Here is an 18,834-nt window from a genome sequence, read left to right on the forward strand (position 1 = left end):
CAACTGCTGGGGAGTACTGGATCGTCCGCCGGAGCCTGTCATCGGGCGGCGCCTTGCGCCGACCCGGTGGCGGACGATGACAGCTGTGTGCTGCAGATTCAATTTTCAAGCAACATGACACTTGTAGACAGACTCTCGCGATCTCGCCGCGCATTGCGCCCGAGTTTTGCTCTTGATTCCCGCCCTCTGGAATCAGAGGGCGCAGGGAATGCCGGGCGCCCGATGCGCCCGCAGCCGCGCGTGTAGTGTAGGTAACACGCGCGTTAGTCACCACGGTCACACCGGAAACACCCGGCATTCCCCGCGCAATGGTTTTACGGCTTATATCGTGCTCTCCCCGGTGACCGGGCTTTCTTGCCACCGTCATCGGCGAAATTGCTTCCGCCAACTTGACACCAGCGTCGGGGTGTCAGGACCACACGACTTCGCCGTCCGCGTCAGTGCTGTTCGTCAAAAGCGCCACCGCGTCCACCGCATCCCATTCCCTACGTTCGTGACGATCGCGAAACGCCCCTCGTTAGGAACAAGACGGCGATGGATATACGAGTGATTTGGGCAAATCACGAAGCGGATTATTTTTACAAGAGGGACTGGACGACCCAAATCACGTTGATTTGGTTCAGCAAATTCGTCTTTGCGCGAAAAACCGTATGTGCCAATTGGCCCGCTGTTCCGGGTCGGTCGGAGCATCCCTTTCACCGAGCCTTGATCTCTTCAAATTTCGAAAGCGCTTGTTCGAATTTCTTGTTGAAGAGCCACATCGCATCGAGAATGTCGCGGAAGGCGCTTGAATCACGTCCAACCCGATGCCTTCAATCGGCAAAGCCGGACAACCGGCATTTCCGAGATTGCCCCCCTAACCGGACATGCTGCGGACATACCAAAATCGACGCGAATGACCCACAGCGGACATCGGTTGTCCCGCGCGCCCTATCCTTCTAGATTGCCCGAGGCTGGAGGGGCCTGCATGAGACGGCGCGATTTGATCTCGTATCTCGGTGGCATAGTGCTCGCGTGGCCGTTCGCCGCCCTCGCGCAGCAGCCCCATCGCACCCCGAACATCGATGCGCTCCAGAAGGCCAAGCGCGCTTACGAGAAAATTTCTCATCCCAACGAAGCGGCTCGGTCGAATTACGTCACCCTCCTTCTTCGAATGCGCGAGAAGGCCGTTCGCCTGAACACGAACGAATGGCAGGCGATCGATACCGAGATCAAACAGCATCCCGCGCCGAAAGATTCCGACAGCAAAGCCTTCTCCAGTCTTCGCGTCGGTGAATGGAAATCTCCCCGTCACGATTATCTCTACCGGGTCGATGGCACCTGGACGATGTTGCCGGCCGAAGAAGGTGTCACACATGGAACTTGGCGCATTGAAGGTAATCAATACTTTGACACCGCTGCCATAGAGCCAACTCAAACGAGCCCATATACGATCATTTTGATCACCAAAAAAGATTTCGTGTTTGCGGACCAAACAGACGTCTTTTACGAGACGCGGCAGTAGAGAAGTCTGCTTGTGGCAGATTTTGTTGCAAAAGTATTTTTGGGGTGATGGACCGAAATTTTAAGAGCCGCTGATGCGTCCCGTGCCTTGCGACGTGAGGGACCCCATATCGTTTCACGCAAAGACGACCACGGACCTTCGTATCGGCGCCAAGGAGCCTTGCGGCGATAGAGATGCCTAAAAATCGACTTTCGCGAGATTTTTGGCGTCGTTCAATTTTCGACTTTTGCAACAAAATCGGCACTTTTCGGACAGGCCGGGACGGACTGAGGATGTCCGTTCTTGGGGGGAACAGCGGACCTCCGAAAATGACCCATGAATAGACATCGAGAGGCAACTCGCCCCCCAGCACGGGCCTCGAACCTGCTCAGCGGGCTCCAGTTAAGGCAGTTGAACCCCGGCGGAGACGGGTGCGACTAATCCCAAAAGTGGGCAGCTTAAACAGATGGCCAATATTATCGGAGAGCTTCTGTTCGCAATGATCAGCGCCTTCATTAAGGGCTGGGCGAACTCGTTTTTAAACCAGATTGTACTGAAGGTAGGGGCTTGGCTGGATACGAAGGTCCACGGACGCACGAAGATTGTCGTAGGACTCTTCCTCGGGGTCACCGCCTATTTTTTCATCCCGATAATAGTCGGGCTGTTGGCTTATTGAAAAACCTTCGGCAGCACCGCAACGACGTCGATTTCCTGCATTAAAATCCGACTGGCGATATCCGCGATGAGGAGAGCGAAGTCGCCCTCAATCTCCGCGGCTGAGCGTGCCGAGTGATGACCGTTGTTGGCACTTTTCGGACCTCCAGCGACGTCCGCAGTTCTGTCGCTATCGGGGGAAAAGCGGAAGTCCGACTTAGGGGGCCGTCGGGGCAGCTAAACATCAGAACAGCCGCTAGACCCATGACCGCTGCGCTGATCCAGCTGAGGATCGCGATTAGGGCGATTCTTTTACATTTCCTCGGCAAATATCCGCATCATAGAATCCAAATGTCGCAATATGATCAGGGTGATCTTCAAAGACTCGCACGTTAAACACACATTTTGACTTTTGCTCTGTCATCGCGCCAACAGGTTGTTTCACCGCCTTCATTTTCTTTAGAAATATCCTAACTTTCGGTGAGTCGAAGACGAGTCCGATCGCACGGTTCTCGTCAGTTGCGTCATCCGCCCAGGACCGACTACCGAGGCTCAACCCCGTTGACGATACGATAAATAAAGAAAGAACAATACGGACAGTTTTCGCCAAAGCAGTTTCCACGTGTAGCAACTTGCGCATGAGTCCATCTCAAAGGCTGAGTTGACGATCGTGTGTCGAGTTAACTTGCTTTAGGGTTCGATGCGACACTACTGTTGCTGTTGCTTAATTCCGCAGGGATGATGGCGTTCGGCAGTTGCACTTGTGAAGCGCTCCCCTGGATTACGGATTGAACTCATCGTGCATTATCAGCGACGAATGGCTTGTTCGCCGGCGTGAAACTAGACCGCGATCACCCGATTTGCGGCGATGCGAAAATGGCATTTCATATTTGGAGGAAGAAGGATGCGGCGAGCCTTGGTACCTTTTTGCGTTTTCGGGCTGTTTGCCAGCCTGATTGCGACGACGCCTGCCGGGGCAACGATCGAAAAAATCATGAACCAATGCAACGGCAAGCTGTGTCCATTCTTCCGGGCCTCGATCGTGATTCCCGACGGCTGGGTTGAAGACAGGGATGCGACCCATCATTTTAATTCGCAGTTCCTGTTACCCCAGGGCGCCGGTTTCGAGAAAGCGGCTGCAAAAATCTATGTTGCCGTAATATACAATCGCAAGAAGCAGCCGATTTCTGACTTCATGTCCGAAAACATCGCGGACTGGCACAGTCGCGCCAAAGACGCCAAAATTACCGACCTTGACGACCTTCCCCGCGGCGATGGCAAGGTCGCATTCGTGCGACACCAGTTCGAGGCCGGAAGCCTTCGTGAACAAGGCTACGAATTACAGGCGGTAACCACAGACAACGACAATGACGGCAATGAGTTTTTGGTAACCATCACCTTGTCCGCCAACTCGCGGAAGGCCCTGAAAGCCGCCGAACCGGCCTACCTAGCGATCCTGGGTAAGTACTGAGCTAAGACGAGATTTCTGGAAGAGGTCTGTGTCGGGAACATCGAACATGCTTGTGATGCGCTGTTTTTCGGTCGCTCTTGTCGCATTATTTGTTCGGCGTCACCGGATGCCGGTCGCGCCGCCGAAAGCGTCCGCACCGATCAATCTCGATAAATGCCATCATACCGCAGGTTCAAACTACATAAGGGGATCTCTGGTGCGATCCCGCGCGTTGAGATTGATAATATGTACGGCTTTTTCGGCTCTTTCTGCAGTCGCAGGCGCACAAGCGCACAGGGCGCGATCAATAGCCATAAGATGATCGCTCCGAAATTGTGACTGATTGCGCGAAGCGGGCTTCGGATCACGTTTCTCCCATAAGGGGTTTCCATCCCGCTCTATGATGGCACACCAAACCCTGTTTTCAACTGAAACCACGACGGCTCGTGTCGCCGGATTTACGCCTTTGCCCCTTGTGGCCTTGATTGAATTATGGCTGCCCGACGAGACCGTGATCGTCGATTAGGTGATCGAATGAAGTCAGCGACTTCCGTTCCTGGCACTTTTCGGACGTAGCCGGTCTAGCCGACGATGTCCGTTCTCGGGGGCAAAACAGACTCGCGGTCGTGCGCGTCGAGGTCCGAGTCTGACCCATCTGAGACATCAACCATTTCCAAGCAAGCGGTGCTCTAAGCCAGTTCTGGCCCCTATCAAAATACTCATTTGAGCTTATGACCCGAATGACGGCCGCTTGGTTCGCCAAGAGCAAGGAACGATCGGAGGCTTGGCAGGCTGTCTATGAAGCGATTGCCGGCAAGGATGGAGCTATGGGACAAATCGTTGCTTGAGCGCCCTTGCAACATGAAGGTGATATAAAAGGAGAGGTAAAGGAGGGATAACTCGATCACCATCGCGCTCGGTGCGATCACCGCGCGCGCGGACGATTGCTGGAGCACTGAGGCTCTGTGAGATGTGAACAGCTTGGCGGCTTCTGTCGCGCTGAAGACGGTCTGGAACAAAAAAATCATGAGACGGTTTGGAACACAAACAATCATGGTGGGTTGGTCCGACTAACTAAAATCAAGGGAGAACGACCATGAAACTTGCGACAATAGCATTGGCTTCTGCGTTCGCACTCTCAAGCACGTTCGCACTTGCATACACAAGTCATCATAAGTACAGGTCGGGCGTTAGGACCCACCAAGGTACGGTCGGCATGGGGCGTTCGATGAGCGGGACCAACCAAGGTACGGTCGGCATGGGGCGTTCGATGAACGGCCCTGCAGGCGGCCCGAATAGCAGAGGCGGCTTGGTTGGCGGCTCGGACCCAGGTACCTACAAGCCCTAAGAGTAAGCGCCGCGTTTCTGCGGGGCTTTTTTATGCGCTCTTCGACCGAAGTAGCGCGGCGCCTTACGGTCCAGACTGAAAAGAAATTGAATGACGGGGACAACCCGTTTTCGACATAGCTACGCCATGCAGAGGGCGCGGGAGGCGCGGCGGTCATCGAGAAAAGTGTAGCCGATGGGGGGAATGCGGGCCAACCGCAACTCCCCGCAGAGTCGGCCGACGCGAGCGTCGTTGGGTTCTTTCGCGAAACATCTCGTTAGTGATGGCGGAACTCGCTAAGTGAGAGCTACGAGTGGCTTGCTCGGAAGTTACGTACAGACTGAGTCGTTTAGTGGGCTTGCCGGAATGACCGTTGTTGGCACGAACCGGACCAACCGGGCCGGTCTGATGATGTCCGTTGATCGGGGTAGACCGGAAGTGGCTGGCTGATCGTCAAACCGACGCTTTTGACCCATTTGAGACATCCCGACCACCCTTTGTATTGCTGGCCAGCAGCTAACGCAGGTATGCCTCGGGCAGTCATACAGTGGGCTAGAATAACTGGGATTCCATATTCCGCGCGCCTTAGCGAGAAAACGGCTAATCATCGCAGCAGGCAATTAGCGTCGAACCCCAAGTTCCGATCGGTAAACTGCACGGGCGCCGCATGACAAAAAACTTTAGGACCATCAAGTTTAGGATCGTTCCGCTCACGCCCAAGCTGTGGCCTGCGCTTGAGGATCTGTTCGGCAAGTGGGGTGCCAGCAATGGCTGCTGGTGCATGTATTGGCGGATCGGCGGCGCCTATCGCGGGAGGTGCGGCGAAAACAGGGAGACGTTGCGAAAGATCGTCAAGCGCGGTTCGCCGCCCGGCTTGCTCGCCTTCGACGGCGACTTAGCAGTGGGCTGGTGCCAGCTCACGCCGCGCGATGCGCTAGTGTGGCTTGATCGCATGTGGTGGTTCCAGCGTGTGGACGATGTGCCAGTCTGGTCGATATCGTGTTTCTTCGTGCGCAGAGCGTATCGTCGGCAAGGGGTCATGTCTCAGCTTATCGCTGCGGCTTTGAAGACTGCAAAACGCGCGAAGGCACCTGCGCTCGAGGCTTACCCGGTCAATACGACCGCGCCGAAGAGCACGTCGAACATCTTCACCGGAACGGTTTCTGCGTTCGCACACGCGGGCTTCAAGGAGGTCGCTCGCCGCGCAGCGGCTCGCCCGATCATGCGCCACGATCTGAAGGCAATCGCGCGCTGAAGCTCTTCGACGCGCCTAGCTAGAACCGCTAACTCGGCTTCGAGGATCTGGAAATCCGGTCCTTGCTTGACATGGCAGCTTTTTGGCACGTTTGCGACATGCCAACTGTATCGAGAGCGATGTCCGCTTTGAGGGAAGACCGGAAGTGGCCGGACCGCGGTCAAAACGACGCGAACGACCCACATGCGACATCGGCCGCAACCGACAGGCCGGGTGTTCTGTTTTGAACAGCGCCTAAGTGGGCATTGCCCTAGGGTGAACTTTGGCATCTAAGGCCGTCCGCATGTCCACACGCGCAATGTATCTGCTTGACCAAGCCGACAAATGCCGGTGGCACGCTGACCGCATGAGCGACGCCCAAACGCAAGCTGAACTGCGGAAACTAGCCGCCGAGTATGTTGAGCGCGCGGCTGAGATCGTAGGCGCGGAGATCGAAAGCAAAGAGTGAGGCCGCCTGTCGGCGCGCCACTCCCGCGTTGGAGTGTGCCGCTCTCGCTGCAGGCAGGTCAGCTCCGACAGCAATCCTGCCCCGCGCAGTTTCGTGTTGACCCTTATCAGTCTGAAAACAAAATTGTACGGTCCGGGATGGCATTTGCTGTCCTTGGAATTTGGAAGGAGATAGCCATGAAAGCATCGTCACTCTTCGTTGCGGGTCTAGCTGTCGCGGCCATGTCGATTGCACCCGCTAATGCCGCACCCGCGAATCCCGCTGGCGGTTGCGTCGGTGGTTGCCCATCGAGCTTTAGGTCAGGCAACTCCCCTTGGGTCGGATGCTCCGGGTCTGGTTGGCCAGCGTTGTCGTCAACGTGCAGAAACGTTGGCAACTGGAAAACCTACGCCGCGTGCATGGAAGACGGACTGAAAGTCGGTTGGAAAAGTTCTGAAAACACATGGTATTGCAGCAGTCTGGGGTTAAAGTAACAAAAAATCGCGTCAAGAATTGAAGCGGCCGCCCCAGTTGGCGGCCTCTTTCGTTTAAAGGTATGAGGTAGTCTATTTCGCCTATTGGCACGTTTGCGACATGCCAACCGTATCGAGCGATGTCCGCTTTGAGGGGTAACCCGGAAGACATTTGCTCAGAATGAGTTCTTCCGACTTTGACCCACGACCGACATCGCGAAGGCGCGCGAGATGCGGCGGGGCTACCAGCGTTGTCTCTGCGGCGATTTGCTCATCGACGTTGCTCTCGATTTTCGAGCTCCGGGGCACGAGTCCCGTCAGCGGACCGTTCTGGTCCATGGCAGGCAACAGATTTCAGGCGCGGTTCTGTTGTTCCAAGGCTAGTTGCAAATGTTGCGATACGCCGTCGCCGCCACTGAGTCCGCGGTGCCGTCGACGACGTATGCATCATCCTCCTCCACGAGATATAGAAACGGCCTGTCTCCGGTATCTTCGCCCGACGCTTTTTTTCCTCTGACGCGGCCGCAAATGGAGTCGACGGACTCCCCCCGTAAATTTTTTCGCATGGCGCGTTTCATTTCGCCAAACGCGGCAGACGCCGGGTTCTCCAACTTCGCGGCGATCGTGGTTTTTGCCTTGATAAGGACTGGATCGGGCGTTTCAGCGGCCTGACCAGATGTCGGAGGCTCGACTTTCGCGGCGATCACGGTGGACTTCGCCGTTTTCACGGCTTGATGGGCCCTATCACGGGTGTCAGCAGACGACGACTTTTCGGTCTTCGCCGCAATGGTGGGCTTAACTTTTATTATTGCAGAATGGGCCTTGAATGACGAAGGCTCTGGTTCAATCGGCTGACTGGCCGGCGTCCAGAAACAGAATCCGTTCGCGTCCGGACATGCTTCCAGACTCGCTTGCCGCTGCAAAGGGCAGCTACAGCCGACCAAGGTTGCGGCCAACGCGACAATGACAAGCGCTTTCATGCAATCCTCCTGAGAGGCTGAGTTCCACTCGCAATTCTTGCTGCGTCATAAATGTTTGTGCTGATTGTTTAAATCTTGCGCACAAATGTTAAGCGCTAATTAAGCGTCCGGCCTTCGCCGCGAGAAGCTCCCGCATGGTTAATAATCAGCGCAACGCAGTTTCGCGGCTGGTGACTGGCTTTTGCCGAAGATCGAAGCGTTTCCGCGATGCTCACGAACGACGATGCACGGCTGGTGACGGCGAAACGCGCATCATAGGCGTTGGTGAAATTATCCTGATCGAGGACGTGCACGGCAAAGGACATCTTTCAAGCGGTAGGGCAAATGAGACGGTCCGTATTGATCCCCATAGATTAGAAAAACGTGGGACCATTCCCATTAGCACGCCAAGCGTTTCGGTATTTCGGGCCAAAAATCCGAGTTTCCGGAATTTCTGCTTGTGGCACTTATCGGACGTAGCCGGTCTAGCCGACGATGTCCGTTCTCGGGGGGTGGTCTCAACCGGTTGACGCAACACTTTATCTTAAAGGAGAGATGGAGTGTGGTTTGATGGCTCACAAATTTCATAGAGGGTTTACTGCGGCAGAGAAAACGGAGTTATGGGATCGCTGGAAGCGCGGGGAGTCGCTAAAGGCGATCGGACGCGCTTTTGGTAAGCAGTCATCGTCGATCTATTTTTTGGTGGCTCCGCATGGTGGGATTCGTCCTGCCGAGCGGCGTCGCTCCAGGCTGGCATTGACGCTCGCGGAACGCGAGGTGATTTCCAGAGGTGTTACGGCACATCGATCGGCCCGATCGATCGCCAAGTTGCTTGGCCGCTCACCCTCGACGGTGAGCCGGGAAATGAACCGTAATGGCGGCTATGACCGCTACCGAGCGGCACTTGCAGATGAGAATGCCTGGGCGCGAGCTCGTCGTCCAAAATGCTGTAAATTGGCGAGCAGTCCGCGGCTACGGCGAGCTGTCGCGGGGAAGCTCAGATTGGATTGGTCACCCGAGCAGATAGCCGGCTGGCTGAAGAGAACGCATCCTGAAGACGAGTGTAATCAGGTGTCACACGAGACGATCTACCGCAGCTTATTTGTACAAACCCGTGGCGTGCTCAAGAAAGAGCTGCTTAGTCATCTTCGATCGAAGCGCTCGATGCGTCGCTCCAAGCCGGTCGATCCGGATGGCGATAGACGGGGGCATATCAAGGATATCGTCTCAATCCGCCAGCGACCGGCGGCGGTTGAAGATCGAGCGGTGCCTGGCCATTGGGAAGGCGATCTGCTGTCCGGGCCGAACAACAGCTACATCGCGACCTTGGTCGAGCGTCATACGCGCTACGTGATGTTGGCCAAGGTGGCCGGTAAGGACACCCGAACGGTGGTCACCGCGCTCATCAAGCAGGCGAAGAAGCTACCAAAGGAGCTGTATAAGTCGCTGACCTGGGACCGGGGAAAGGAACTTACGGATCATCGCCGCTTTACGTTGGCGACCAAAATCGACGTCTATTTTTGCGATCCGCAAAGCCCGTGGCAGCGCGGGTCGAACGAGAACACCAATGGCCTGCTGAGACAGTACTTTCCGAAGGGCACCGACTTGTCGGTGCACTCACAAGCCTACCTGAACAAAGTGGCTCGTCAGCTAAACGAACGACCACGTGAGACCTTGCAATTTGAAACCCCAGCAGAGAGATTTAGCGCCTGTGTTGCGTCGACCGGTTGAGCCGGCAGGGGCAAAACAGACCTCCCGGTCGTGCGAGGTCCGAGTCTGACCCGCCACAACCTCAGTTCTATTGAACTGGTGGTTCAGGCAGCGGTGAGCCCTCACCAGCGGCCCTGAAGGCGAAGGCTCTCGGCAAGATCGCCGCGGAAATTGTGCTGCCCGAGGTGCATCAGCTTGCATTGCAGGTCGACCCAGATCTTGCCGCCGATGTCGCGCCAGCGGCGGCAGAACGCGTAATCCTCCGACAAATAGCGGCCGGAATCGGGATCGACCATGCAGTCGAAGAACAACCAGTGCAGATGCGCCTGCGGGTTCGGCGGGCCGTCCGGAACGTAATTCAGCTTGGGGTATTTCTCCATCATCTGCCTGAACACATCCCGCTTGATGCACATGAAGCCGGTCGGTGCCTCCGCGACCTCGACGAAACCGTCGGCGTCGGCATAGGTGCTGACCCGCTCGCTGCCATGGCCGATCGGATTGAACGGGTATTCGGTATAACGATCCTCGAATTGCCGCCGGGTCGTTCCCGCCGGCAGGCCAGCTGAAGGCCAGTTGAAGTCCTTTATCGGGTAGACCCCGGCGGTGACGTCGCGATCAATCAGCAGCAGGCGGCAGACAGACTGCGGCGTGAAGGTGATATCGGAGTCGATCCAGAACAGATGGGTCAGCGTTTCGTCGGACAGGAACTTGAGCACCATCTTGTTGCGCGAGCGGGTGATCAGGCTTTCCGAATGCATATGCAGGATGCATTGCAGTCCGAACCGCGCGCTGTGCAGCGTGAGTTCGAAGATGCTGGTGACGTAGTGCATGCTGACGGCCGAGATGTAGCACGGCGTCGCGAACATCACCTTCATCGATTTCAATGCTTCGTCGGGTAACATTTTCCGGCCTATTTGGGCTGGTCGTCGGCTGGCTTGTTCGCCGGTGGCGCGAGCTTGATCGCGGGCGCGGACTTTGCCCCCGCAGGCTGCTTGGCGCCATTTGGAGCAGGCTGCTTTTGCGCAACTGGCGGCTCGGGTGGCGTCGGCGCGGCGGGCGCGCTCTGTCCGATCGACACCGAGATGCCGAACAGCCGCCACTGCCCGTTCACTGGGGCAAACGACAGATCGAAATTGACCTGGGTCGGCACCGAGGGAAAGAAGCCGGCCATATGCATCAGGCCGTTGGCTTCGATTTGCGGCAGCAAATTGAGCTGCGGATCGATCACGGCGACGCCGGAGAGATCGAGGTTGTCGCCCCGCAGCTTGGCGAAGATCTCGCCGAGCCGCGCCGCTGTGTTGCTCTGGAAGCCGGGCGCGCCGATGTCGCGCAGCACGGTGTAATTGCCGGTCTTGTTGGCCTGGTCGAGTGCCAGCAAACTAGATCGGATCAGGATCAGCACGCCATTGCGATCGATCTGCGCAGGTTTCGGCGCTTGCGCGGGCGCCTGCTGCGCATGGCCGGCAGGAACGATCGCAGCCATGACGGCCACAAACATTGCAATCCGCCAGCCGCGCCGCTTGTCAGTCACCACGTTGCCATCACCATGCGACGGTTGCTCCGGCCCGTCCGCCGACGGCACCTTGTGCAAATCCGGCGGCGACGCCGCCATTCAGGACCACATATTTTGCCCGCGCAACATGGGCGCAACACATCTTGGTCATCACCACTGCAACCCAACCGCGGTGCGTACGCCGACCACATTCCTTTCCAGTCCAACGCCCGCGCCGGCATTGAAGACCACCGCGTAGCTCTTGGTGTCATACAAAAGGGCCGTCGCGCCCACGCCGAAGGCGTTGCTGCCCTGGAAGTTGCCGTAGCTTGCCGATATGCCAAACCGGCGCCCCGCCTGCAGTGCCGGCGTCGCACCGACCGCGAGCGCCACCGCGGTACCCGTACGCGCCTCGAGCCGGTTGTCGATGACCTGCGACTGCAGCGAGGAAACTTGCGACTGCAGCGAGGTGAGGTTTTGCGGGTTGAAGCTGCTTGTTGCCAGATTGCCATTGGCGTCGCTGGTGACGAACGAGGTCGGGCCGGACTGCGCGGCAAGGCTTGCCGCCGAGGCGATGCCCGGCATCCGGTAGGTGTTCGACGCTGTGCCGAACGCCATCTGATTGGCCGCGGTCGCGGTCGCACCGGCGCCGAAGGCGGCTGAATTGGCGAAAGCCGCCGAGGCACCCGTGCCGATGGCTGTCGCGTTGGTCCCGCTCGCAATGCTGGACTGGCCCACCGCCGTCGCGCCGGTCGCATTCGCCGTGCTGGACTGGCCGATAGCTGTCGTGGCGTCGCTATTGGCCAAGCTGCCCTGGCCGAATGCGCTCGCGGTGGCGCCGTTCGCGAAGCTGCGTTGGCCGGTAGCAGTCGCGAAGTTGCCGTTCGCCGTGCTGAGCACGCCCATTGCGGTCGCGGAGACGCCGTTCGCCGTGCTGCCCTCGCCCGTCGCGGTTGCGGAGTCGCCGTTTGCCGTGCTGCCTTGGCCGGTCGCAGTTGCGAAGGCGCCGTTGGCGGTACTGTTTTGGCCCGTCGCGGTCGCACCGAAGCCGTTCGCGGTGGAACCCGAGCCCGTCGCAGTAGCGGCGCCGCCAACCGCATTCGCTGAACTGCCGAACGCGCTCGCGAAGTTGCCGGTCGTTTGGGCGCCCGAGCCAACCGCCGTCGCGAAGCCGCTGGGCGCGTTGTTGACGCCGCCCCCCGCCGCGTAATCGGCGGCCGAGGCAAGGCCGATGCCAAGCGACACGCTCGCCGCGACGGCAGCGGCCAATGCCAGCCCCCGCAGCGTTCCGCTCGAAATGGCGCTGCTGGCAAGCAGCCGCGTGCGGCAGTTGCACTGACGCAAAGCATCGCCCGAACCCGCCGACGCCGGGTGGCCGATAGAACGGACTTCCGCAAGCACAGCGCCGGCGAGCACAATCTTCTGCATTCCAACCCCCTAAAGCAAATCGCTGATGAACACGCTAGCCACAGGAGGGGGGCGTGTGCTTGGTCTGTGAGGTACATGGGCTCGGACTGAGAGGCCCTGAAGTGCCGATTTGAACGTAGTGTTGCAATCCGGTGTCTAATGACGGCGAATGGCGGACGGGCGCAAAGAGAACAGGATGGCGCGATGACTTCGACGGTTGATAGTTTCGCGCCCCTCCGGTTCTCGACCGACGATCTGCCCGAGCGCGACAGAATGGCGATCTGCCGCGAGGTGTTCGGGCGCTATGTCGTCAACCTCCAGCTTGAAGGGATTCCCGATGTTCGTTTTTTGCAAACCGCGACCTTGCGCAGCTTGCCCGGAATTTCGCTGATGTTCGGCAACAGTAGTGGGCTTCGCGCAGAACGAACCCGGATGCTGATCCCCGACGGCAACGACGATCTTGTTCTCAATGTCGCGACCGAAGGCGTGTCCCATGTTTCTCAGATTGGCCGCGAGGCGACGGTCGCGCCTTGCGAGGGCGTCCTGCTGTCGAACGCGGAAGCGGGCGCGCTGACATACCCGGTCGGGGCGCGCTACGTTACGATCACCGTACCGCGAAAAACGATCGCCGCAATGGTGAACGATCCGGAGGCGGCCATCGTGCGGCCGATACCGAAGGAGACGGAAGCGCTACGACTGTTGATCAGCTACGTGACGGCGGCCGACGACAGTTACGCCTTTGCGACGCCTGAGCTGCGGCATGCTTTCGCCACGCACGTGCAGGACCTTGTGGCGCTTGTAATCGGCGCGACACCTGAGGCCACGGATCGGGCCCGGAGCCGCGGCGCGCGTGCCGCGCGGCTCTCGGCGATCAAGACCTATATTCGCGCCGGCATGGGTCAAACCAATCTCTCCCTGGAAGCTATCGCACGGCATCAGGGAATTACGCCGAGGTATGTCCGCAAGCTGTTCGATCTGGAGGGCACCACATTCACCGAGTTTGTCCTCGATCAGCGGCTTGCTCGCGCGCATAGCATGCTGATCGATCGACAATTCGCGGACCGCGCCATCAGCGCTATCGCCTTCACGGTCGGCTTCGGCGATCTGTCCTATTTCAACCGAGCATTCCGCCGGCTCTACGGCGCGACGCCATCGGATGTGCGTGCGGCGGCGCAGCGCGAGCGGGAATAAGCGGACAGGTCCGTCAGAAGGCGCTTTGAGCATTTTCCCGGAAAAGTGGACACCGGCTTTCCGAGAGACAATGCGACAACATAAGCGTTGGTGACGCAACACCATTGTGACTGCCGGCACTGCCGGCGTAAGGCGGAGTGCCGCATAGTGATGTCGGCTGTTGGCACCTCTGAGACATGTAGAAATGGCCCGCCCGTCGGGGCGTCTCAACGTTGAATGATTTCTGGTGGAAATGGCCGAATAGGGCGGCCTGCGCAGACATTGTCGCGCGCACTTACTGCCTCGCGGTGATATTTCTCGAACTCGCTCAGCGAATGGATAGAAATGTCACACAACTCCCGATGGTCATTCGCGTATTGGACCATTACACCCCATGCCATAGAAGAACGAATGTACGCTTCGCAGCGGTCCGATATTAGGCCGCCCCTCGTCTGTTTTGAGGCCTCTGCAGCCTCGCTGCGCAGCCGGGTCAACTCGGAGCATTGCGCCTGCGCGTTGGCCTGAGTGCAAAATCCGATTAGCGCTATCATCGCAAGGGCTGGCATAAGCGTCCGCATCGAAGGATTTTCCTCGCACCGATTGCCACGCCCGCACGCGATAATATCGTCACATTGCAAGCCGTCAAGGACAGCTGATTTGCGGCTTCGCGACAGCAAGGCACTGATTTGATGGAAGAGCGTGAAGCTGCTTTTGAATGTCCGGAACCGGCAGATAGTGTTGCAAAAGTCCCAAAACGCCGTGCGACTAAATTTCCGCTAAATGACAAAACAAGCGGCAACCGTCGATCGATGTAGCCTCAAACGCGCCACCAATCGTCAATGAGGACCGATCCGCCCCGCCGTTGATTGAGGTGCACAAGACCGACTGTGCCGTATTTCTGGTCGTTCGAGAGCTGAAACACGCGATGAAAAGAATCATCGATCGCGACTTGACGGCCAGCAGAGGGCCCGTAGTTGGTCGTACTCTTGTAAGTTCCTGGCGTTGGGACAGTTGTAAAGGAGTTATTCGCGACAGGGGTGTGAGTAAAGGAGTACGAGAAGGTACCCGCAGCCACGGTAGCTTTGGCGGTCGGAAGCGGAGGCATGGCCACGAATGTTCCAGATGCAGTGCCCGTTCCGTCGCCATTGAAAGTCAAGCGAGCCTGGAAATTTTGTATCACTACAGAGCTATCGGGGCCATTCGCAATCGTCGGACTTCCCTTGTTATCGTTTGCAAATCCAGACGGGGCCACTAGACATGCCAAAGTGCCAGCGACGGCATAGGTGCCTTTCAGTTTGTCGTCAGCAAGAGCCGCCCCAGTCGAGATGGACGGTAGCGGCATTCGCCTGATCTCGACTTGCTTTCAAATCCATCAGGGAGGGTGATTGGACCGAGGAGTCGGACGGTGCCCGAATGAACCCGTGCGCGCTTGTGCCGACGAGGAGATTGAATGACCGGCTTCTGGCACTTTTCGGACCTCACGCGATGTCGGACTTGAGTCCGGAATGCGCACCAAAGCGGACGTCCGCCGACCGCTCCGAATTCATGGGTTCACGCCCCAGTCGTTGTGATGCATTTAGCATCATCTGTAATTCGCAGCTTCAGACTATCAATGACATCGTCGGGAATTCCCAAAGCAGTGAAAGATCGCGCTTCGGTTTTCAAACGTGAAAACACGTTGGTGTCGCGAAAAATTGCGATCGAAGACTTCTTTGAGATCAGCACAGCAAGCGCCATCTCACCGAGCCTTGATCTCTTCAAATTTCGAAAGCGCTTGTTCGAATTTCTTGTTGAAGAGCCACATCGCATCGAGAATTTCCCTGAAGGTTGCAGATGTTCTTGCCCTGTCGGCGTGTCCAAAGGCGAAGATGCTGTTGTTTCGCAGATATCCCATGATCGTCGGGTCGGAAATCCTGTAGTCGACCAGGTTGCCCGACTTGAGTGCGGATCGTGTCGGCGAAGGAATAATCTGGATGAGCTCAAAGAACTTCATTTGGTCGATCGGGTTCGGAAGCGTTTTCACGATCGCCGGTAGTTGCGGGAAAAGCTCTGCGTGGGCGTTCATCAGGCCATCTCGCACCGCGGTCCAGTGGTTGTACCGATGATCCAGATCACCGGCCCGCGCCTCTTCCTTGTCATCGCGAGCGCTCAATTGGGGATCAAGGGCTGTGATCGACTTTTTTATCGCTTGCCACTTCTTTCGACCATTTTGATCTTCAGATGGTCCGGTTTGAAAACTGCCCTTGTAGGTATTCGAGCGCGCATTCCCGATATTTTGATTGCCATTGGTCTCAGCAAAAAACAATCCCAGGCTGATACGCCCTGCCGCTTCGGCATGGGCCGCATCAAGGCCCTTGGCCCGCGCAATGGCAATGCCCAGGTCGGCAACGTCCTTGAATGGCGTAGCCGAATTTTGCGCGTTGGCAGGCGGTGCCTCCAGGAGGTCGAACAGCTTCCTGTATTCATCGAGCAGCGGTTCATTGTCCGCGTCAAAATACTCCGGAGGAATTCCGAATTTATTGGGCCTTCCGATTCTGGACGGAACGGCATCCATGAGATCCTTGTAGGCACTCATGATGTTGATGCGGGCACGGTAGAGTTCTTGTCCCGGCAAGTTCGGAAGCCGTTGACCAGAACTGATCTGGCGGCGCCGCTCGGCCAGGATCGACTTAAAATGGCTCAACGCGTCATTGTAGGTATCGAGTGCATCCGAGTTTTTTTTCGCGAGCGCGATCGGCTGCCCCATTGCAGCGGACGTGAAGCCGAGATTGCCCGGCGGCGTCAGCAGGATTCCGAGCACAAAAGCTGCCTTGGTCGCGGCGGTATGACTTCTTATCCCCATGGCGGTTTCCGGTGCTTCAGCTGCAACGTAGATGATAATAACAAAAGCGCAGATTCGCGAGCGCGAGCCTCACATCGGCTTCAATGTCGGCTTTTGGCATTTTTCTCGAACGGCCAGCTTTCGTCCCGAAGCGGCGCTCGCGTTTAACAGCTCATCTGATTGGTTTTACGAACGAAGATGCGCATGCTGCCCGTTCCCCCGGCTCCAAGGCCAAGCGCTCAATCATCGAAGTCGTCGTGTTCGACCCGTGTGCCCTTGGTGGTCGTGCGCTGCAGGAATTGCGGCGTGATGACGCGGCTCGCGGGATCCTGCTATTGGGTGGGGATCGCTTCTGTCCGCGCACCGCGAGTGCCGCATCAACATCGTCGCGCCAGTCGCCATACTCAGAACATCGGCGATAAGGCCAGGAAAAGAGCCGACGATCAGATCATGGACTGCCCAAAACGGTGTTGCGGCCAGCAGTAAAGCACGCAAGATCACGTCGTTGGTCTGCATGCGGCCAATCGTCGACAGCGTCGTCGCAGCGGCCGCGAGGAACGACGGCACGCCCTGCCAGGTGACTACACTGGCGAGTGCCAACACCGGCATCAGCGCATAGTACGCAAAGCGCAATCTCGGCTGGCGGACGAGCATGATCGCCACGACGGTCTGCACGCTCATGAGGCCGTTCATCGCCACCGCGGTCCAGTGGCCCAGCAGCGCGTAATGCAGGGCAAAGCAGAGATTGTTGCCGATGTAGGCGACGAGCATCATCCACCGCGCCTGAAAGAGGGGCCAAGCGATGAAACACACCATCGCGACGAGTCCGGCGCCGTCGGCCGCCGGATTGGCGGCAAGGACGGCCAACATCCGTTGCATGAGACGCCTATCGAGGCTGGGCGGGGACTGAGCGTGTCGCGAGTGCCGCCGCCTGGAGCACGTTGTGCGCGTGACGGCGAAAGATGTGCAGCAGACTAGGCGCCGCGGTTGTTCCGCGAGGCTCGTCGAAGCCGAGCCGGCGCGCGACGTCTGGTTGGAGCGCCGAGCTGAGGCGGTCCTCGGCGCGACCGACGAGAAGATGCAGATGACACCGCACGAGCCACAGGAAGCGGTGCGCCTCGATGAGCGCCGGCTGCGCGAGCGCTGCGGGTCGGCCTGAGGCGAGCGTGTTGACCGAGAGCGCACGCTGCAGATCGCGCAGGCCGCCGGGGCCTCGCTTCACGTCCGGCTCGTTGTCCGGCGTCTGCGCGCTGTTGAGCGCGTCGCCACGGGTGCTCGCCATGGCTGAGCCAACGGCGCCCCTCCAGCGCGCGGCAAGCGGTCCTGAGAAGAGGCCCGCGAGATCGGCATCCAGCGCGGCGAACAGGCCGAAGCCGCCCCACAGGAAGCGCCGGTCGAGCAGGTTCGCCAGGACGGCAGGCTCTTCGCGCGCGAGGTCGAGGCATTCCCGGGGCGAGCGCGCGGCATGATCAAGCACGAACCCGAGGTCCCACAGCCCAGCAATGACCGCCTTGATGCAGGTTTCCGTCGCAGCCGCCACGGCTCCTGCGCGGGACTGATTGCTTTCGGGTAGCAGAAAGAGCAGGTCGAGATCGGAGCCGGGAGCCAACTCGCTTCGCCCGTAGCCGCCGACCGCAACCGCTGCGAGCGGAGCGACCATATTGCTGCCGCGCATCCGGGTGGATACCGAGGCAATGTGGAGCAACCCGATCACCGCGCTGTCCGCTAGACGCGTCCTGCCGCGCAGATAAGCCTCGACTGAACCGCCCGCCTCAAGGCGCTCGCGCAAGACCTCGTGCGCCTGCGCTACGAGCGGGCGCACGAGCTTCACTCCACGCAGCCCCGTCAGCGGTCCGGTTTCGCTGGCAAGAGCGCGCAGCGCGTGCCGGATCTCCGCGGTCGGCACTCTATCCGACGTGGCATCATCCAACGTGGCATCGCTGACGGCTGCGCTTGGAATGCCGCAAATAGGGCCAATTCTTTGCCACCCTTCAGTGGATCCTGAGGGGGGCGCCGTGAGAAGTCTCTTCATCTTGGCCGCTCCTCGTTGCTCGTAGGGGCACAGCTTTGCTATTGGCCCGACTGCCGAGGTTGAGGTAGCGCGGCTACACGACGATTTCAGAGCCACGGAAGTCGATTACATCTGAAACCACTCAAGCCCCCGAAAAGCCTTGCTATCGCGACAGACGGAACCTGCTTCGATCGT

17 protein-coding genes are annotated in these 18,834 nt (G+C 58.4%); 6 read left to right on the top strand and 11 right to left on the bottom strand.

Annotation, left to right across the window (positions count from 1 at the left end; all coding sequences use genetic code 11):
- Positions 1–967: 967 nt before the first annotated feature.
- Both B5526_RS05765 and B5526_RS05770 read left to right on the top strand, forming a co-directional pair.
- Complete coding sequence (locus tag B5526_RS05765; protein WP_079537329.1) at positions 968–1,504, top strand: hypothetical protein; 537 nt, start codon at positions 968–970, stop codon at positions 1,502–1,504.
- 445 nt (positions 1,505–1,949) lie between these two features.
- On the top strand, positions 1,950–2,159 hold the full coding sequence (locus tag B5526_RS05770) for a hypothetical protein (RefSeq protein ID WP_079537330.1): 210 nt from the start codon (positions 1,950–1,952) through the stop codon (positions 2,157–2,159).
- Between the two features lie 276 nt (positions 2,160–2,435).
- Here the strand turns inward: B5526_RS05770 and B5526_RS37395 are convergent, their stop codons facing one another.
- The gene (locus tag B5526_RS37395; RefSeq protein ID WP_154071143.1) at positions 2,436–2,777 is read right to left on the bottom strand and encodes a hypothetical protein; all 342 of its coding nucleotides are present in this window, start codon (positions 2,775–2,777) and stop codon (positions 2,436–2,438) included.
- Positions 2,778–3,041: 264 nt separating this feature from the next.
- On the opposite strand from B5526_RS37395, the gene B5526_RS05780 reads away from it, so the two are divergent.
- On the top strand, positions 3,042–3,608 hold the full coding sequence (locus tag B5526_RS05780; protein ID WP_154071144.1) for a hypothetical protein: 567 nt from the start codon (positions 3,042–3,044) through the stop codon (positions 3,606–3,608).
- Between the two features lie 698 nt (positions 3,609–4,306).
- Here B5526_RS05780 and B5526_RS05785 read toward each other — a convergent pair.
- Complete coding sequence (locus B5526_RS05785) at positions 4,307–4,642, bottom strand: hypothetical protein (RefSeq protein ID WP_154071145.1); 336 nt, start codon at positions 4,640–4,642, stop codon at positions 4,307–4,309.
- 1,053 nt (positions 4,643–5,695) lie between these two features.
- On the opposite strand from B5526_RS05785, the gene B5526_RS05790 reads away from it, so the two are divergent.
- Positions 5,696–6,169, top strand: coding sequence for a GNAT family N-acetyltransferase (locus B5526_RS05790; RefSeq protein WP_079544724.1), 474 nt, complete (start codon positions 5,696–5,698; stop codon positions 6,167–6,169).
- A 1,280-nt stretch (positions 6,170–7,449) separates the two neighbouring features.
- On the opposite strand, the gene B5526_RS38845 is transcribed toward B5526_RS05790, so the two are convergent.
- Both B5526_RS38845 and B5526_RS05805 read right to left on the bottom strand, forming a co-directional pair.
- Positions 7,450–8,049: a hypothetical protein gene (locus B5526_RS38845; RefSeq protein ID WP_244562205.1), complete on the bottom strand. Its 600-nt coding sequence runs from the start codon at positions 8,047–8,049 to the stop codon at positions 7,450–7,452.
- 95 nt (positions 8,050–8,144) lie between these two features.
- Positions 8,145–8,354 carry a hypothetical protein gene (locus B5526_RS05805; RefSeq protein ID WP_079537335.1) on the bottom strand — a complete coding sequence of 70 codons (210 nt, stop codon included), beginning with the start codon at positions 8,352–8,354 and terminating at the stop codon, positions 8,145–8,147.
- A 244-nt stretch (positions 8,355–8,598) separates the two neighbouring features.
- Between B5526_RS05805 and B5526_RS05810 the strand changes: the two genes are divergently transcribed.
- Positions 8,599–9,759 carry an IS30 family transposase gene (locus B5526_RS05810; RefSeq protein WP_079544668.1) on the top strand — a complete coding sequence of 387 codons (1,161 nt, stop codon included), beginning with the start codon at positions 8,599–8,601 and terminating at the stop codon, positions 9,757–9,759.
- A gap of 101 nt (positions 9,760–9,860) precedes the next feature.
- On the opposite strand, the gene B5526_RS05815 is transcribed toward B5526_RS05810, so the two are convergent.
- The 3 genes from B5526_RS05815 to B5526_RS05825 all read right to left on the bottom strand — a co-directional run bounded on the left by B5526_RS05815 (position 9,861) and on the right by B5526_RS05825 (position 12,658).
- On the bottom strand, positions 9,861–10,640 hold the full coding sequence (locus B5526_RS05815) for a hypothetical protein (protein ID WP_079537336.1): 780 nt from the start codon (positions 10,638–10,640) through the stop codon (positions 9,861–9,863).
- 8 nt (positions 10,641–10,648) lie between these two features.
- The gene (locus B5526_RS05820; protein ID WP_433994640.1) at positions 10,649–11,236 is read right to left on the bottom strand and encodes a hypothetical protein; all 588 of its coding nucleotides are present in this window, start codon (positions 11,234–11,236) and stop codon (positions 10,649–10,651) included.
- 165 nt (positions 11,237–11,401) lie between these two features.
- Positions 11,402–12,658 (bottom strand): hypothetical protein, encoded by a 1,257-nt coding sequence (locus B5526_RS05825; RefSeq protein WP_079537337.1) that lies wholly within the window; start codon positions 12,656–12,658, stop codon positions 11,402–11,404.
- A 183-nt stretch (positions 12,659–12,841) separates the two neighbouring features.
- Here B5526_RS05825 and B5526_RS05830 point away from each other — a divergent pair, with 183 nt between their 5' ends.
- Positions 12,842–13,828, top strand: a complete 987-nt coding sequence (locus tag B5526_RS05830) for an AraC family transcriptional regulator (protein WP_172841976.1) — start codon at positions 12,842–12,844, stop codon at positions 13,826–13,828.
- Positions 13,829–15,358: 1,530 nt separating this feature from the next.
- On the opposite strand, the gene B5526_RS05835 is transcribed toward B5526_RS05830, so the two are convergent.
- The 4 genes from B5526_RS05835 to B5526_RS05850 all read right to left on the bottom strand — a co-directional run bounded on the left by B5526_RS05835 (position 15,359) and on the right by B5526_RS05850 (position 18,558).
- Entirely contained in the window at positions 15,359–15,544 is a 186-nt protein-coding gene (locus B5526_RS05835) for a hypothetical protein (RefSeq protein ID WP_079537340.1), read from the bottom strand.
- Position 15,545: 1 nt separating this feature from the next.
- Positions 15,546–16,649, bottom strand: a complete 1,104-nt coding sequence (locus tag B5526_RS05840; RefSeq protein WP_079537342.1) for a hypothetical protein — start codon at positions 16,647–16,649, stop codon at positions 15,546–15,548.
- Between the two features lie 222 nt (positions 16,650–16,871).
- The gene (locus tag B5526_RS05845) at positions 16,872–17,507 is read right to left on the bottom strand and encodes a YgjV family protein (protein WP_079537343.1); all 636 of its coding nucleotides are present in this window, start codon (positions 17,505–17,507) and stop codon (positions 16,872–16,874) included.
- A gap of 7 nt (positions 17,508–17,514) precedes the next feature.
- Entirely contained in the window at positions 17,515–18,558 is a 1,044-nt protein-coding gene (locus B5526_RS05850) for a DUF294 nucleotidyltransferase-like domain-containing protein (protein WP_172841977.1), read from the bottom strand.
- Positions 18,559–18,834 lie beyond the last annotated feature (276 nt).

The sequence above is a fragment of the Bradyrhizobium lablabi genome, from assembly GCF_900141755.1.
Lineage (GTDB): Bacteria > Pseudomonadota > Alphaproteobacteria > Rhizobiales > Xanthobacteraceae > Bradyrhizobium > Bradyrhizobium lablabi_A.